General features: G+C 35.1%; 14 protein-coding genes and 1 riboswitch. Of the genes, 2 read left to right on the forward strand and 12 right to left on the reverse strand.

Features of this window, described 5'->3' with window-relative positions:
- Positions 1-61: 61 nt before the first annotated feature.
- A riboswitch (SAM riboswitch) is annotated at positions 62-167 on the reverse strand.
- Positions 168-438: 271 nt separating this feature from the next.
- Positions 439-1,134, reverse strand: a complete 696-nt coding sequence (locus MKY00_RS27205; protein ID WP_000760168.1) for a YjjG family noncanonical pyrimidine nucleotidase — start codon at positions 1,132-1,134, stop codon at positions 439-441.
- Between the two features lie 106 nt (positions 1,135-1,240).
- Here MKY00_RS27205 and MKY00_RS27210 point away from each other — a divergent pair, with 106 nt between their 5' ends.
- Complete coding sequence (locus MKY00_RS27210) at positions 1,241-1,912, forward strand: transcriptional regulator YeiL (RefSeq protein WP_000868835.1); 672 nt, start codon at positions 1,241-1,243, stop codon at positions 1,910-1,912.
- Positions 1,913-1,973: 61 nt separating this feature from the next.
- On the opposite strand, the gene MKY00_RS27215 is transcribed toward MKY00_RS27210, so the two are convergent.
- The 3 genes from MKY00_RS27215 to MKY00_RS27225 all read right to left on the reverse strand — a co-directional run bounded on the left by MKY00_RS27215 (position 1,974) and on the right by MKY00_RS27225 (position 5,029).
- A complete protein-coding gene (locus tag MKY00_RS27215; RefSeq protein WP_000246724.1) occupies positions 1,974-2,600 on the reverse strand; it encodes an FMN-dependent NADH-azoreductase in 627 nt (208 codons plus the stop codon).
- A gap of 189 nt (positions 2,601-2,789) precedes the next feature.
- Entirely contained in the window at positions 2,790-3,437 is a 648-nt protein-coding gene (locus MKY00_RS27220; RefSeq protein WP_000695782.1) for a response regulator, read from the reverse strand.
- Positions 3,438-3,457: 20 nt separating this feature from the next.
- Complete coding sequence (locus MKY00_RS27225) at positions 3,458-5,029, reverse strand: GAF domain-containing sensor histidine kinase (protein ID WP_000485089.1); 1,572 nt, start codon at positions 5,027-5,029, stop codon at positions 3,458-3,460.
- A 135-nt stretch (positions 5,030-5,164) separates the two neighbouring features.
- Here MKY00_RS27225 and pdxK point away from each other — a divergent pair, with 135 nt between their 5' ends.
- On the forward strand, positions 5,165-5,989 hold the full coding sequence (pdxK, locus tag MKY00_RS27230; protein ID WP_000174249.1) for a pyridoxine/pyridoxal/pyridoxamine kinase: 825 nt from the start codon (positions 5,165-5,167) through the stop codon (positions 5,987-5,989).
- A gap of 83 nt (positions 5,990-6,072) precedes the next feature.
- Here pdxK and MKY00_RS27235 read toward each other — a convergent pair whose 3' ends face one another.
- The 8 genes from MKY00_RS27235 to MKY00_RS27270 all read right to left on the reverse strand — a co-directional run bounded on the left by MKY00_RS27235 (position 6,073) and on the right by MKY00_RS27270 (position 15,585).
- Positions 6,073-7,131, reverse strand: a complete 1,059-nt coding sequence (locus MKY00_RS27235) for a GGDEF domain-containing protein (protein WP_016719040.1) — start codon at positions 7,129-7,131, stop codon at positions 6,073-6,075.
- A 145-nt stretch (positions 7,132-7,276) separates the two neighbouring features.
- Complete coding sequence (locus MKY00_RS27240) at positions 7,277-7,480, reverse strand: YbdD/YjiX family protein (protein ID WP_000919824.1); 204 nt, start codon at positions 7,478-7,480, stop codon at positions 7,277-7,279.
- The gene (gene cstA, locus MKY00_RS27245) at positions 7,473-9,548 is read right to left on the reverse strand and encodes a carbon starvation protein CstA (RefSeq protein ID WP_341035406.1); all 2,076 of its coding nucleotides are present in this window, start codon (positions 9,546-9,548) and stop codon (positions 7,473-7,475) included. The genes MKY00_RS27240 and cstA overlap by 8 nt, the downstream gene beginning before the upstream one ends.
- 121 nt (positions 9,549-9,669) lie before the next feature.
- On the reverse strand, positions 9,670-10,386 hold the full coding sequence (locus tag MKY00_RS27250; RefSeq protein WP_016719042.1) for a LytR/AlgR family response regulator transcription factor: 717 nt from the start codon (positions 10,384-10,386) through the stop codon (positions 9,670-9,672).
- A 266-nt stretch (positions 10,387-10,652) separates the two neighbouring features.
- Positions 10,653-11,852 carry an MFS transporter gene (locus tag MKY00_RS27255; RefSeq protein ID WP_016719043.1) on the reverse strand — a complete coding sequence of 400 codons (1,200 nt, stop codon included), beginning with the start codon at positions 11,850-11,852 and terminating at the stop codon, positions 10,653-10,655.
- Between the two features lie 293 nt (positions 11,853-12,145).
- Entirely contained in the window at positions 12,146-12,886 is a 741-nt protein-coding gene (locus MKY00_RS27260) for a WecB/TagA/CpsF family glycosyltransferase (RefSeq protein WP_016719044.1), read from the reverse strand.
- 21 nt (positions 12,887-12,907) lie between these two features.
- Complete coding sequence (locus MKY00_RS27265; protein ID WP_001221234.1) at positions 12,908-14,017, reverse strand: glycosyltransferase family 4 protein; 1,110 nt, start codon at positions 14,015-14,017, stop codon at positions 12,908-12,910.
- A 95-nt stretch (positions 14,018-14,112) separates the two neighbouring features.
- A complete protein-coding gene (locus MKY00_RS27270) occupies positions 14,113-15,585 on the reverse strand; it encodes an O-antigen ligase family protein (RefSeq protein ID WP_016719045.1) in 1,473 nt (490 codons plus the stop codon).
- Between the last annotated feature and the right edge of the window lie 132 nt (positions 15,586-15,717).

A 15,717-nucleotide genomic window follows, 5' to 3' on the forward strand; every position in this document is an offset into this window, starting at 1 on the left:
AAAACTGCCCCTTTCCTGAAAACAAGAAAGGAGCAGTTTGAAAACACGCTCTAAAGGCTCTTTCTTATCTCTCAGGGTTTATTACCTGCAGGATTTGGCACAATTCCGTTATACGGCTGTTGCCAAGGTTTCATCGGGCCTGTCCCTCCACCTTTTCTTGATAAGACTATGCAATTACCGTTGATTTTATAGCAATAATTTCCTAATGTCAATCAGTTTTTCTGAATGTTCTAAATTAACTACAAGGAATTTAATGTACATAACAAAAGAAATATATTCTATATTCATTTGAAAAAGACCTTTTAAAACCTTCACTTAATTTACTATTACAAACGATTCGAGCAGGTGCTATCGGAAATGCATTTCTACTTCCAAAACATAATGAAACTACCAATAAAAAATAGGCAGTAGAGACGAAAGTTCCACTGCCTATTCTCATTACACATGTTGCTTCAATAACGCGTATAACTCTTCAAAATTTTGCACTTCATATGTTGGCACAATCTCGCTATTATTACATTTCTTTTCTGGATTAAACCAACAAGTATCAATTCCCGCTACATATCCACCTTTCATATCAGCGCTTAACGAATCCCCAATAATGAGCCCTTCTTCAGGAACAAAGTTAGGGATCCTTTCAAAAACATAATCAAAATACTCTTTCATCGGCTTTTGATAACCTGTATCTTCAGAAACGAAAATATCTTGAAACAAGGCATGTAACCCTGCATTACGTAATCGTTTATCTTGCGTCTTAGAAATACCGTTTGTCACTATATATAAATCGTACTCACTTTGAATTTGATTTATAAATTGTAAAGCACCTTCCATGAGCTGATTTCCTTCTTCTAAGTAACTGCGATAATTATTTTCGAATAATATCCCATCTACTTCTTCCCCGTATTCTTTAAACAAAATTGAAAATCGTGTATTTACAACTTCATCACGACTTATTTCACCTTCTTCAAAAGCAGTCCAAAGACTTTTATTAATTTTTTTATATTGCGCTTCAATTTCGCTAGTTAGAAACATCCCTTTCTCTTCAAAAAGCATACGTAATGCCGATTTTTCTGCCTTTTGAAAATCTAACAATGTATCATCTACATCGAATAATAATGTTTTATATTTTTTCATAAGCCCTTCACACTCTCTTTTCTACAAAAACAAATTTACGTAAATCGTATCATTCTTTCTTGTAAAAATAATAGGAGATATCTCATACTAAACATGAGGTGAAAACATGAAAGTCAGCAGAAATAGCGAAGAAATCTCTCATTACATACAAACTTACAATTTCCATACTCTTTTTTCTTTTGATATCTTACCGTATGCTGAACTACATTCCTTTCAGAAAAGAGAAAAGATATGTAATGAAGGGGTCGATGTTCCTTATCTTTATTACTTAATTGCTGGGAAAGCAAAAATATATATGAGTCACAAAAACGGAAAGGTCTCTTTGATTAACTTTATTCAGGCACCTTCGTTCATTGGGGAATTAGGATTAATTGGCGTAGAATCTATTACGAAAACGGTGGAAGTAATTGAAGATTGTATATGCTTAGCGCTTCCTCTTAAGGATTGTCAGCATCTTTTGTTACAAGATGCTACCTTTCTACAGAAACTATGCAAATTTATCGGTGAGAAAACCATTACCCGAACAGAAAGTTATGCTAAAAATAATAGTTATCCGTTCGAAAATCGATTAGCGGCGTTTATTCTATTAACAGAACAAAATAACAGTTATATAGAAAAACATACCGAAGTTTCGGAATACTTAAATGTTAGCTACCGTCACCTTTTATATGTATTAAACCAATTTTGCCAACAAAATTACTTACGGAAAGATGGAAGAACCTATTACATACAAGATCGAATTCAGTTAGAAAAACTAGCTGACGAACTTAAAATATAAAAAAGTAGCATTAACGTTTATCTGTTAATGCTACTTTTTTGAGTGACGATTTTATTTTCAATTAAAATTTACTTGCTACTTTAGCTGCTTCTTCAAGACCAGCTGCAATGATTTCTTCTGCTTTATCTGGGAATTGATTATGTCCTTCAATAACTACTGTTTCCATGTTTGTTGCACCGAAGAAGCCCATCATGCTTGCTACATATTTAACAGCCATTTCTACTTCAGCTGCTGGACCTTCAGAATATACACCGCCGCGCGCGTTTAATAATGCAATCTTCTTATCACCAATTAAACCAACTGGGCCTTCTGGCGTATATTTAAATGTTTTACCAGCTCGGTTTAAATAGTCAATATATGTGTGTAATACTGCTGGAATCGTTAAGTTCCATAATGGGAAACCGAAAACGACTTTATCAGCTTCTAGGAATTGATTTAAATACTTATCAGCAACTGCTACTGCTTTTGCTTCCTCTTCAGTTAAATCAAATCCTTTACCTGCTTTGAATGTACCATTAATCATATCTACGCCTACATATGGTAATTCTTCTTTATATAAATCAAGTTCTACTACTGTATCATTTGGATGTGCTTCTTTATAGTTCGCTAAAAATGCCTCGTATAATTTCACACTAACTGCTTGTTCCGCTGGGCGGTTGTTTGCTTTTACAAATAAAACTGTTGCCATTGTTTTTCCTCCTACTACTCACTCTTATGTTGTTATATGCTTTTAAAAAGGTATCCCTTGTAATTGTTGTTTTGTTGCTTACAAACATATTTTATCTTTATATCAAGACAATTTCGTCCTCACATAGACGTATTTTTCCATAAAAAAAGTCCACCTTCTAAAGGCGAACTAGGTCTTACGACTTTCGTCTTATACAACTCCATTTTTCACTGCATATAATGCCGCTTGCGTACGATCAGATAAATTCAACTTACTCAAAATACTACTTACATGAGCTTTTACCGTTTTTTCTGTAATAACTAAAACAGAAGCGATTTCTTTATTACTCATCCCTTTCGCTAATAGCTGCAATACTTCATTTTCTCTCGCTGTTAGCACATCCACTTGAATAGAAGGCTCTTCTTCTTTTTCTTCTACAGGTAATGTTTGAGAGAGAAGAGCATTTGCTATATCAGGATGTAATTGAATATTACCTTTATATGCACTTCGAATAGCCTCAACAAGCTGATCCGGTTCTACATCTTTTAAAATATACCCGCTTGCTCCAGCCCTTAATGCTGGTAACACATGCGCCTGATCAGAAAAGCTAGTTAATACAATTACTTTCACATCTGGATATTCTTTTTTAATACACGCTGTCGCCTCAACACCATCCATTTCGGGCATATATAAATCCATTAGCACAACATCAGGATTCGTCTCCCCTACTTTTATTAGTGCCTCTTTCCCATTGCTTGCTTCTCCAACTAACTCTATATCTTCCTGTGTACTTAAGAAAAATGCTAATCCTTTTAAAACGACTGTATGATCATCCACTAACAATACTTTTATTTTCACAAACTTCCCTCATTTTCACATCATAATGGTACGTTTACTTTTACACTTGTTCTTTTTTTATCACTTACAACTTTAATTGTTCCACCGATTAATTCTACTCTTTCGCGCATCGTAGTCATGCCAAGTGATTTCTTCTCTTTTATATCCTTTTCTACAAAGCCGTTTCCTTGATCTACTATTTCTAATGATACATTCTTCTCCGTCACTTTGAAATAAATCGTCGCTTCTCTAACATTCGCATGCTTACTTACATTATTTAAAGCTTCTTGTCCAATTCTCCATAGCGCTTCCTCTACTACACGTGGTAAATCACGGACACCTGTAACTTGTTCCCGAATTTTCAATCCCAAACTTTCACCATATTGCTTTAAAGCTGGTAATAACCCTTTCTCTAAACCCGCTGGACGTAGTTGCCAAATTAACGTCCTCATTTCTTTTAAAGCTCCTTGCGCTAGTTCACGCATATCATGCAAAGATCGATCCACTTTTTCATTTTGACCTTTTAAAACTGCCTCAGCGCCTTTTGTCATAAAGGTTAACGAAAATAGCTTTTGTGAGACGGAATCATGTAAATCCCTTGCTAACCGATTTCTTTCTTCCATTCGTACAAGTTCACGCCGTTGCTCATTTAACCTTAAATTTTCTATCACGAAGGAAATATGATTTGTAATTGCTTGAAGTACATCTATCGTATTCACATCAAATTCACCATTATTTGAACTAACACATAAAACACCAAATATGTGCGTTTGAATCTGTATTGGTGTAGCAATAACCGTCCTATTAGAGGCTACCTTATGACTGACTTGATGATTTAATAAAATAGGTTCACCTTTTTCTAATGCTTCTTTCGCTGCTTTTTTTATATCCTCTTGCAATTCTTCCTGGCAATAAGATGCCCGCAAGGATAATTCTTTCTCTTCCCTAATAAAGAATGCGACTTGATTCCACTGAAACACTTCACCTAATTGATCTACAACTTTTTCAGGCAATATATTAAATTGATGAATCGTTCTTAAAACTTGAATGAACCGTTCTAATTTCACATAATAATGTGCTCTTCGCTTTTCATTTTCATATAACTTTGCTCGTTTTAAAGCCGTTCCAATTTGGAAGGCAACTGATTGAAGCAATACTAATTCTTCTTCTGAAAAATGTGTTTTACCTGGGCTTGCCACATTTAACAAACCAAATTTTTCTCCTCCAGCCTTTAAAGGAACCGTAGCATGATGAAGAATTCCTTCTGTATCTCCCCAATTATATTCAATTGCATTATTAATTCTTTTACATTCAATAATATTAACAGCTCGTTCTAATTTTCCATCAACAAAGCCACGTAAACACCAACATTCCCCTTCACACATCGGACGTTTGTTTTCATATGTAAGTGCCTCTGGTAATTGATAATCAATTAATTTTGTATACCTACCATCTTCATCCGCAAGAAATATCCATCCTGTCGTTAAACCTGTTACACTCAGCAATTTTTCTAGTACTGCTTGCAATACATGATATGTATCATTTGATGTATTTAATGTTTCTGCAATCTCTTTTAATATAACTAATTCATTTGTACGATTCTCTTGAAACATAATTCGTCTCCTACATACAAGATTTTACATAGTTCCTAACATAAATCATCTACTTTTCACTTTGTACTTATTCGTAACATTGATATAATGGTGAAAACATAGTTTTCATTATATCACCTGAGGGGGCTTTTCATAATGACATTAAATAAAGCACTTACTATCGCTGGTTCTGACACAAGTGGCGGTGCTGGTATACAAGCAGATTTAAAAACATTCCAAGAACTTGGTGTGTACGGAATGACATCTCTTACGACAATCGTAACGATGGATCCACATAACGGTTGGGCACATAACGTATTCCCAATCCCAGCTTCTACATTAAAACCACAATTAGAAACGACAATTGAGGGAGTTGGCGTAGATGCTTTAAAAACAGGTATGCTTGGATCAGTAGAAATTATTGAAATGGTTGCAGAAACAATCGAAAAACATAATTTCAAAAATGTAGTAGTTGACCCTGTTATGGTATGTAAAGGGGCTGATGAAGCATTACATCCTGAAACGAATGATTGCTTACGTGACGTTCTTGTTCCAAAGGCATTAGTTGTCACACCAAACTTATTTGAAGCTTACCAATTAAGTGGCGTAAAGATTAATTCTCTTGAAGACATGAAAGAAGCAGCGAAAAAAATCCATGCTTTAGGTGCGAAGTATGTCCTAATTAAAGGCGGTAGCAAGCTTGGTACCGAAACTGCAATCGACGTTCTATATGATGGAGAGACATTCGACATTCTAGAATCAGAAAAAATTGATACGACAAATACACACGGCGCAGGTTGCACATATTCTGCTGCAATTACAGCAGAACTTGCAAAAGGAAAACCTGTAAAAGAAGCAGTAAAAACTGCTAAAGAATTTATCACAGCTGCTATCCGTTATTCATTCAAGATCAACGAATACGTAGGCCCAACACATCACGGTGCATATCGTAAATTCGTTGTATCAAAAGAGCTTGTCTAACTTATAAATAAAAACACCCACAGAGTGTGTATTTCCCTCTCTGTGGGTGTTTTTATTTATAAGCTCTTCTGGTCATCCTATCTTTAAGATGCGGAACTAACCTGATTTCTACCATTTCTTTTGGAGTAATATAATGCATCATCGGCAGCTTGAATAAATTGCTCTGGTGATTCTTCATATACTGAAACGCCTACTGAAACTGTAATTTTTATTTTTGTTCCATTTAACAATTCGAATGAATGGTTTTCAACAGCTGTGCGAACTTTTTCCCCCGTATGCATTCCGTAAGCTAATCCCTTCTTTGGTATCAAAAGCGCGAACTCTTCTCCACCTTTTCGAAAGGACAAATTTGGGAACGGTGAAACTTCCCTTAAAATACTACCTATTTGCTTTAACACTTCATCTCCTGCAGGATGCCCATACGTATCATTTACACACTTAAAGTGATCAATATCTATAAGTAGTAAACAAAGTGAATCATTTTTCATACGCTTATTACCAATATGATGATTCATTTCTAAATCAAACTGCCTTACATTTCCTAAACCTGTCAATGCATCTATCGTTGCATATTGCTTCATCTTTTGAAATAACTCATTGGATTGTAATACATAATTTGCGCTTATAAATGTTATATAGCCTGTAATAACACTAGAAACCAAATATAATCCCACTATGTGAATATCTTTGATTAACCATATATATAGTGAGGGAATTAGAATAGATAAAATATATGTATGTAACCATACCCATTTTTCTCCTAGAGAAAGTTTTAGACGCGAAATAAAGATACTACCTATCCCTATCGCAATAATTGTATAAAAAGCTACTTGAGAAGCTAATGAATAATCCATAAATACTAACCTAGTTACTAAAATCATACTAACAGCTATAGTACTCGCTATTGGGCCACCAATTATAACGGCTAGAATAACAGCTAAGTAGCGTAAATCCAATAGGATGGTACCAACATGAACACCGAAATACATTAGTAATATACCTAATATTCCAGTAAGAATACCTACTACACATTTCTGCCAAAAAGAGAACCCTTCTTCTAACGGTTTATCTCTTAAAAGCTGACCTCCAATAAAAATAAAGGAAAGAATAATGGTTGTGTTTACAAATAAGTCCCTTAACATAAAATAATCTCCCTACTTTTCTATCTATCCCTTTCCTTATTTTATTGTATACGAAATACCTATAATTCCCAAAGCTTTTTATTTATTTTTTGCTGTTCCACGTGAAACAGCAAAAAATAAAAAGGACGAAAATTCGTCCTTTTCACTAACAACAGCGCGAGATTTTTCCGCCCTTTGCATTAAATCTTGCTTCTTGCGCTTCTGCAAAAAATTGTTTTTGACATACAACTTCTTCTTCTGGATGATGCTTTTTCATATGCTCTACATATGTTTCATAGCTTGGTACCCCAACAAGTAAGCTAATAAAGTGTTTCCTTTGTCCCCATACTTGCCGTAGTCTTTTAAGCATAGTTCCTCGACTCACTTTCATCTCTAGGGATATATGGTGCCTCTTTTAGCGGCATCGGCTTATTTCTTAATACTTGAATCCAAATTCGAATTGCAGAAATTAATACAGCGATTACAACGATCATAAAAATCCCACAAAGTGCCGCATCAATATAATCATTGAAAATAATTTGCTTCATTTGGGCAACATTTTTAGCTGGCGCTAACACTTTCCCTTCATCTAATGCTCCTTGAAACACCTTTGCGTGGGATAGAAATCCTATTTTAGGGTTTTCATGAAATAGCTTTTGATAACCCGCTGTCATCGTTACAATAAGCAATCCGACAGTTGGAATAAGCGTCACCCAAACATATGCCTTTTTTCCCATTTTGAATAAAATTGTCGTTCCAAGTAATAATGCAATACCTGCTAACATTTGATTTGCAATACCGAAAAGTGGCCATAATGTATTAATTCCACCAAGCGGATCAACTACCCCTTGATATAAGAAATAACCCCATCCTAATACACATAACGTTGTAGCTATTACATTCGCGAATGTAGAATCCGTTTTCCCAAATGGCTTATATACATGCCCTAAAATATCTTGAATCATAAATCGACCGACACGCGTTCCAGCATCAATTGTTGTTAAAATGAATAGCGCTTCAAAGAGAATCGCAAAATGATACCAAAATGCCATCATGGCCGTTCCACCTATTACTTGTGAGAAAATATATGCCATACCTATCGCTAACGTTGGCGCACCACCTGTACGTGATAAAATCGTTTGCTCTCCAACGTTTACAGCGAGATCTTTTAGTTCATTTGGTGTAATAGCAAATCCCCATGAGGAAATAACTTGAGCTGCCTGCGAGACATCTGTACCGATAAGTGCTGCAGGACTATTAATTGCAAAATACGTTCCCGGTGTTAATACACAAGCTGCAATCATCGCCATCGCCGCTACAAACGACTCCATTAACATTGCTCCATAACCGATTGGCTGTGCGTGTCCCTCTTGCTCAATCATCTTCGGCGTCGTACCTGATGAAACAAGAGCATGGAATCCAGACACTGCACCACAAGCAATAGTAATAAATAAGAACGGGAATAAGTTTCCAGAGAACACAGGACCAGTTCCATCAATAAATTTCGAAACTGCTGGCATTTGTAAATCTGGTGCTACAATTAAAATACCGATTGCTAATCCTACAATTGTTCCGACTTTTAAAAATGTACTTAAATAATCACGTGGTGCTAAAAGCATCCAAACTGGTAATGCCGATGCGATAAACCCATATACAATAAGCATTATAGCAATTGTTTCTCCGCTAAACGTGAACATGCTTGCAAGCGCTGGATTTTCCGCTACATACTGCCCTCCAATAAGAGACAGTATAAGTAGGATAATTCCAATTACTGACCCTTCACCAACCCGTCCAGGCCTAATGTAGCGCATATATACTCCCATTAAAATAGCAATAGGAATCGTCGCTGCTATCGTAAACATTCCCCAAGGGCTTCCGACAAGCGCCTTTACTACTACTAATGCTAATACTGCTAATAAAATAATCATAATGCCTAAAATACCAATCATTGCAATAAGTCCTGTAACAGGACCAATCTCATCTTTAATCATTTCACCGAGAGATTTACCATTACGTCTCATCGAAGCAAATAAAATGACAAAATCTTGCACAGCTCCAGCGACAACTACCCCTACAATAATCCATATTGTCCCTGGCAAATATCCCATTTGTGCCGCCAAAATCGGTCCTACTAAAGGCCCAGCCCCAGCGATTGCTGCAAAATGATGCCCAAATAATACCCATTTATTTGTCGGAACATAATCTTTTCCATCATTTAATGTATGGGCTGGCGTTTGCCGATTATTATCTAAACCGAATACCTTTCTCGCTATAAATCTACTATAAAAGCGATAAGCAACTGCATACACACATACCGCAGCTACTAAGAGCCATACGGCATTAATAGTTTCACCTTGTGATAAAGCTATCACACCAAAGGCACCTGCTCCTACTGCTGCAATAACTTCCCAAAGTAAAATCGACTTCAATGTTCTCACATACAATCCCCCCAATACTATTTCTTAGTGGGATTGTACTAAATTTTCTGAATATTTAATTTGAATCCTCCCTATCATGAAGGATTTTTAGTTTATCATGTTAAAAAATTCGCATTATCTGCTATAATTCAATTTTATTTCGAAGCCGTTTCACATAATTACGACTAACTGGAATCGGCTGTTCATCATATTTATCTAAATACAGATTATATGTGCCATTATAGTAAGGCTTTAACTCTTGTACATATGACATATTAATTAAATAACTTTTATGCACACGTAAAAAATCATATGCATTTAGCTTATTTTCTAGCTCCTGGAGTGTATATGTTGAAATATACTGATTATTTGTTGTATAAATTGAAACTGTTTTGTTTTCCTTATTTTTGCTTACATATACAATATCTTCAGGGAAAATATACCGAATCCCCTCTTGACCTTCTATCGGTAGTTTACGCAAATAGCTCTTTGCTTTCTCACCTTGCTCTTTAGCCATTCTATATAAAAGGAATTGCAAATCTTCCTCGCGAAATGGGCGTAGTAAATAATAAACTGCTTGAAAACGAAATGCTGTAATGGACTCTTCTATACCTTCACCCATAAAAATAAATTTCGTATAACAATTTACTTCCCGTAATAAACTCGCATATTCAAAACCCGTTCCATCTAGTAATTTTGAATTTAAAAAAACAAAATCTGGTGTATGCTTCTTCATCATAAATAATGATTCTGTTCCTGTATTTGCTTCAAAACATTCTACATTCCTTATATTTTTAATAAATTTTTCAACTAAACTTCTTCGCTCTTCTGCATCTTCCATGATCAGTAAAATTTTCATTTCTTCAACCACCTAATTCTTTTGTCCGTATGTCCTGTTGTATACATTCGCTTTTATAAGGAACATTCCCTTTTTCTTACTATACCATTATTTATCTAAAAAAACAGAAAAAAGGGAACCATCATGGTTCCCCCTGCCCTTTTATTTCGTTATTTGTAGGCAGTAAAACCCACTGAATGAGAAAACATGAGCTCTTAGTTTTACTACTCTAAAACATAATTGGTACGGACCAATAATTGAGATCACTTACCGATTAAAGTTTTACCTTATACTAATTCTCGTTGTTTCGTTTCTTGCCCAAGTATAATTACAGCAAATACGCCTATTAAAATTGATCCACAGAAAATCGTAAATATTAGTGATAGTGAAGCCTGTGAAGCAACTAAATATCCTACTAATAGCGGTCCAAGAATACCACCAATACGACCGAATGCTGCCGCCATCCCTGCACCTGTACCACGAATAACTGTTGGGTATTGTTCAGGTGTATAAGCATATAATGCACCCCAAGCACCTAAATTAAAGAATGATAGTAACATGCCTGCTACGATTAATACCGTTAATGACTCTGCTACTCCAAATAAGTAAGCACTGCAAGCTGTACCAATTAAATACGTAACTAAAACAAACTTACGACCAAGACGTTCAATAAACCAAGCAGCTGTGAAATAACCTGGCAATTGAGCTAACGTCATAATAAGTACGTATTGGAAACTTTTTATTAAACTAAATCCTTTTAATACCATTACACTAGGTAACCAAAGGAACATGCCATAATAGGAGAAAACAACAGAAAACCATAAAATCCATAACATAATTGTTGCCTTACGATATTCCCCAGACCAAACTGACTTTATATTTTCGATAACGGATGGCCTTTTTTCAACCTTTTGGAATCTTGGAGAATCCGGTAAATTCCATCTTAAATATAAAGCATATAGCGCTGGAATCGCACTTAATATCATCGCAACTTCCCAACCATATTTCGGTATAACAAAATACGAGATAAGAGCCGCAATTAGCCATCCACCTGCCCAAAAACTTTCTAATAACACAACTATTTTGCCACGTTCATGTGCTTCAACACTCTCCGATACTAATGTAGAAGCAACTGGAAGTTCTCCACCAAGCCCCATACCAATTAAAAATCGTAAAACAAGGAACATAGCAAGTGTCGTCGTTAAAGCCGTTAAACCACTACCGATAGAAAATAATAATAATGTAATAATAAAGACTGATTTCCGTCCTATTTTATCCGATAGTATTCCAAAAATGAGCGCTCCAACTGCCATACCAATTGAATTAATGCTGCCTATCCAGCCCATTTCTTGGGTACTTAATCCCCAATCTTTTTGCAGCGCTACCATTACAAATGAAAGCATTCCAACATCCATTGCATCAAATAACCATCCAAGCCCCGCTATACTAAGTAGCTTTCGCTTCGAAATTTCTTTCACCTTGCCCACAAGAAGTCCTCCTTACACAGCTGTCTTTACACATCATTTTACATGTGTGAATTGTATAAGTAAAATACTTTCGTGCAAAAAATTCTCCTTCATCATTCCCAAAAAGTAAAATACTTATCCGACTATTTGAGGGCAGTAAGGCCCCTCACCTCAAAATTCAGCTGAAGCAAAGAGAGATAGATAAAAAAACCATGGCCATTAAACACCCGATTAGTGAGTGTCCGCAATCGGTAGTAGATGAATAAAAACGCACTTTATTAAAAATGGACAAATAAAAAAGTAGCGATAGAACGCTACTTTTTTGAACGCATGACTTCTTTTAAAAATTCCGCTAATACTAACTGACGACGCCAACGCGTTGGATTGCTACACAATCTATAAAACCACTCTAAATGGATCGCTTGAATCCATTTTGGTGCACGTTTTACCTCTCCAGCCCATACATCTAAACTTCCGCCTACTCCAACGGCCATTTTCGTTTCTAAACGATGCTTATTCGTTTGGATAAAGTTCTCTTGTCTCGGGAAACCAAGTGCAACAAGCAATAAGTCTGGTTTTGCCTTTTGAATACGAGAAACAATATTCTCTTCTTCTTCTTGTTTAAAATACCCATCTTGTATACCCACAATAGATACAGCTGAATACGTCTTCGTTAAATGATCTGCTGCAGCTTGTACAACATGCGGTTTTGCACCTAATAAGAAAACTGATACTGGTTTATTGTCTTCTGATAACGACGCAAGTAAATTACACATTAAATCAAAACCTGCTACACGTTCCTTTACAGGTGTACCTAACATACCACTTGCTTTTACGACTCCAATACCATCAGGTGTAATTAAATCTGCATTTAATAATGTTTGATGGAATGCTTCATCCTTTTTTGCACACATAACAATTTCAGGATTTGCTGTTACTACCTGAAAAGTATGTGTTCGCTCCACTTCTAGTTGTTCTTTTAAATATTGGACCGTTTCATCCATTGTCATTGTAGAAAAAGGAACGCCTAGAATATCAACTGTTTGTACTGCCATAGTTAACTATCCTCTCTATCATTACAAGTTTTTCGCTATTAATTGCTTATATGTTTCCTTTGTATCTTCATATAGTTTTTGAAGTGAGAAGTTCATAATAGCATGCTCATAAATATGTTTCCCCATTGCTGCTAATTCTCCAGTTTTCCACTTATCATACGCTTCTTCTAAAGCTAATGCTAATGCCCTTCCATCATCTGTTGGCACAATCCATCCGTACGTTTCATCTACAATTAATGGTTCAATCTCTCCAGCCCTAGTCACAATTGATGGTACGCGTTGATTTGCCGCTTCTAATAAAACTAGTGGGAACCCTTCACTATGGGAGGTTAATAAATTCACATGTGACGACGCAAATAATTGTTTTACATCTTGACGATGCCCTAAAAACTCAACTTTATTATTAATCCCTTTTTCAGTAGCCAATGACTTTAGATTTTCTTCTAACGGGCCATCACCAACTAACAATACTTTAATTTTCTCTAATTTTGTTCGTTGTAACGCATCAAATAGAACTTCATGTCCTTTCACAGGATGCAATCGTGCTACTTGGATTGCCGTAAATACATCTTCATCAATATTGAACATTTCTTTTTTATTATAACCTTCTGCTTTTTCCTTATCGTATTCAATTCCATTATAAATAACATGCATCTTTTCATTAGAAATGCCTAAAGCAGCTAAACTTTTCTTTAATCTATTTGTTACAACAAAAAATAAATCTACATTTTTTAAGGCTTTCAAATTCAATTTCGTAAAAATCCAACCTTTTAAGCCTTGTTTAGTAAAGTCTTCAAATGGATCACTATGAATAGTCGTTACCCATTTTGCCGTTATTCTCTTTTTCATTAAAGAAACATAGAAATTAGCCCTAGGACCATGCGTATGAACTATATCAAATTTTTCATTATTAATGAATTCGCTTATATTCTTTAAAATAGATAAATCATAGCGGGATTTTTGTGAAAACACATGGACTTTTATCCCTAACTCTCTTGCTTCTTTCGCAACAATCCCATCTTCAAATACCGCTAATTCTACTTCACCAGTTGGAAACTGATCGAGAAGTGAAATAATATGTGTTTTCCCTCCCCCATCTTCTGCTCCTGCATTCATATGCAATATCCTCATATTTTTTCCTCCTTTAAATCCTCGCCACATTTCCATCTATCTTTATTTTACTGTACTAAAAAATAAAAGCTAACAAAAGTTAGCTTTTATTTTAATCATTCAATTTCTAAGTCTACAATTAGATAAGCTAACACCACTACAAAGTAGATCCCAACTCCTGGTGCTGTTAAAATATGTCCTGCAATATACGCAATACCTAATGCTAACAATAAGCTTGCTGCAATCATTCCATATTTTATATTAAATATCTCTTTAAACCTTGTAATAAATACTAGTAGGATTCTTAAGCCGTAATAAACAAATGGAATCATTAGTAATGCAAAACCAATAATCCCAAAGTCATAAAACCAATCATGGAAGTCCATTTCAATTAGCTTTGGATCTGGCTGCTTTTGTTCATTATATTTAAAATTACCTGCATAACCCATTCCTAATAACTTTTGTGACGTTGGCGCTTCTTTAAAGAACTGCTTATGTCTTTCTTCATATACTTGACGTCCGCTGAAAATAAGATTTTCTTGATTTTCTTTCTTTTGCTCTTTCTCAAGCTCTTTCTTAACTTCCTCTTCTATCTTTGCCTTTTCTTCTGGCTTTTCACCTTTATGATGAGTTTCTTCTTTTGCTTTAAGTTCTTGCTCTTTTTTCAGCTTCTCTTTAATTTCTTTTTCTTTTTGACCTTGCTGTGCCACATTTTGCTCTGATAAATAGTTATTGTGAATGCCCATATTTTGTGCTAATGGCGTTTGTTTAAACGTTCCAACTACACCAGCTAATAGGACAATAGCAATTACTGCATTAAGCGCAAGGGATTTTTTGTTCGGATTTTTTCTATCAAATAATAATTGTAGTACAATGATCCCGATTGCTGCCGCTAACGTAGCACCAATTGAGCCCATTCCTACTTTCGTACCGACCTGAATTAATGAGTAAATCATTAAAAACGATGGAATCCAATATAAAACGTGTTTCCAGCTCTTTGTCTTTTGAATAGAATATAGTACCACAATAGGGAAAATAATAGCTAAGATTGAACCTAGTTCATTCCCTGCATAGAACCAACCTCGAGAACCTACCTTCATCCATTCATAACTACCAAAGTCAGTAGATGTTGAAATAGAAATAACCATAATTGCGTTAATGATTAATGTAGAATATACAATACTATTTCGAACCTTATCACTAATATTAACTTTCTTTTTCAATGATTTTAAAGCTAAAATGTATGAACCCAGCATGATATATATATATAATGCTTTCGCAACGAATTTAACTTCTTCACCAAGTACAATAGGATCCTTAACTAGTTTGTTATTAATAAATCCTACCCCTAAAACTCCGGCTAATAATATAAGATAAATTAAAAACTTTCTATTTTCCTTCTCTTTTGCCTGAATTAAAATGTAAATACCACCAACAGCCATAATAAGGAATCTTACTAAAATTCCAACGGTAGCACTTGATTTTAATAAAGTGATGCTAAGAGACGTTAATAAATCTAAAACAGGCTGTAAAATAATAAAAAAGAGCAAAAACCGCTCAAATCTAACCCTAGCTTGATTTGCTAACATTCCAAGACCTCCATACAAAATCTTAACATTATCTTTTAATCATAATTTTTTATCATTCAAACACACCTAGCAATTATAACATAACTCATATTCAAATCGAGAACTATTTTTCCAGCTAAAACTAGCCAGGAC

This window comes from Bacillus sp. FSL R9-9834 (genome assembly GCF_038006905.1).
Classification (GTDB): Bacteria; Bacillota; Bacilli; order Bacillales; family Bacillaceae_G; genus Bacillus_A; species Bacillus_A pacificus.

What these genes read in the sequence shown, in the direction of transcription:
- MKY00_RS27205 (WP_000760168.1), bottom strand. Translation starts at nt 1,134, where the DNA reads ATGAAAAAATATAAAACATTATTATTCGATGTAGATGATACATTGTTA.
- MKY00_RS27210 (WP_000868835.1), top strand. Translation starts at nt 1,241, where the DNA reads ATGAAAGTCAGCAGAAATAGCGAAGAAATCTCTCATTACATACAAACT.
- MKY00_RS27215 (WP_000246724.1), bottom strand. Translation starts at nt 2,600, where the DNA reads ATGGCAACAGTTTTATTTGTAAAAGCAAACAACCGCCCAGCGGAACAA.
- MKY00_RS27225 (WP_000485089.1), bottom strand. Translation starts at nt 5,029, where the DNA reads ATGTTTCAAGAGAATCGTACAAATGAATTAGTTATATTAAAAGAGATT.
- pdxK (WP_000174249.1), top strand. Translation starts at nt 5,165, where the DNA reads ATGACATTAAATAAAGCACTTACTATCGCTGGTTCTGACACAAGTGGC.
- MKY00_RS27235 (WP_016719040.1), bottom strand. Translation starts at nt 7,131, where the DNA reads ATGTTAAGGGACTTATTTGTAAACACAACCATTATTCTTTCCTTTATT.
- MKY00_RS27240 (WP_000919824.1), bottom strand. Translation starts at nt 7,480, where the DNA reads ATGCTTAAAAGACTACGGCAAGTATGGGGACAAAGGAAACACTTTATT.
- MKY00_RS27250 (WP_016719042.1), bottom strand. Translation starts at nt 10,386, where the DNA reads ATGAAAATTTTACTGATCATGGAAGATGCAGAAGAGCGAAGAAGTTTA.
- MKY00_RS27260 (WP_016719044.1), bottom strand. Translation starts at nt 12,886, where the DNA reads ATGGCAGTACAAACAGTTGATATTCTAGGCGTTCCTTTTTCTACAATG.
- MKY00_RS27265 (WP_001221234.1), bottom strand. Translation starts at nt 14,017, where the DNA reads ATGAGGATATTGCATATGAATGCAGGAGCAGAAGATGGGGGAGGGAAA.
- MKY00_RS27270 (WP_016719045.1), bottom strand. Translation starts at nt 15,585, where the DNA reads ATGTTAGCAAATCAAGCTAGGGTTAGATTTGAGCGGTTTTTGCTCTTT.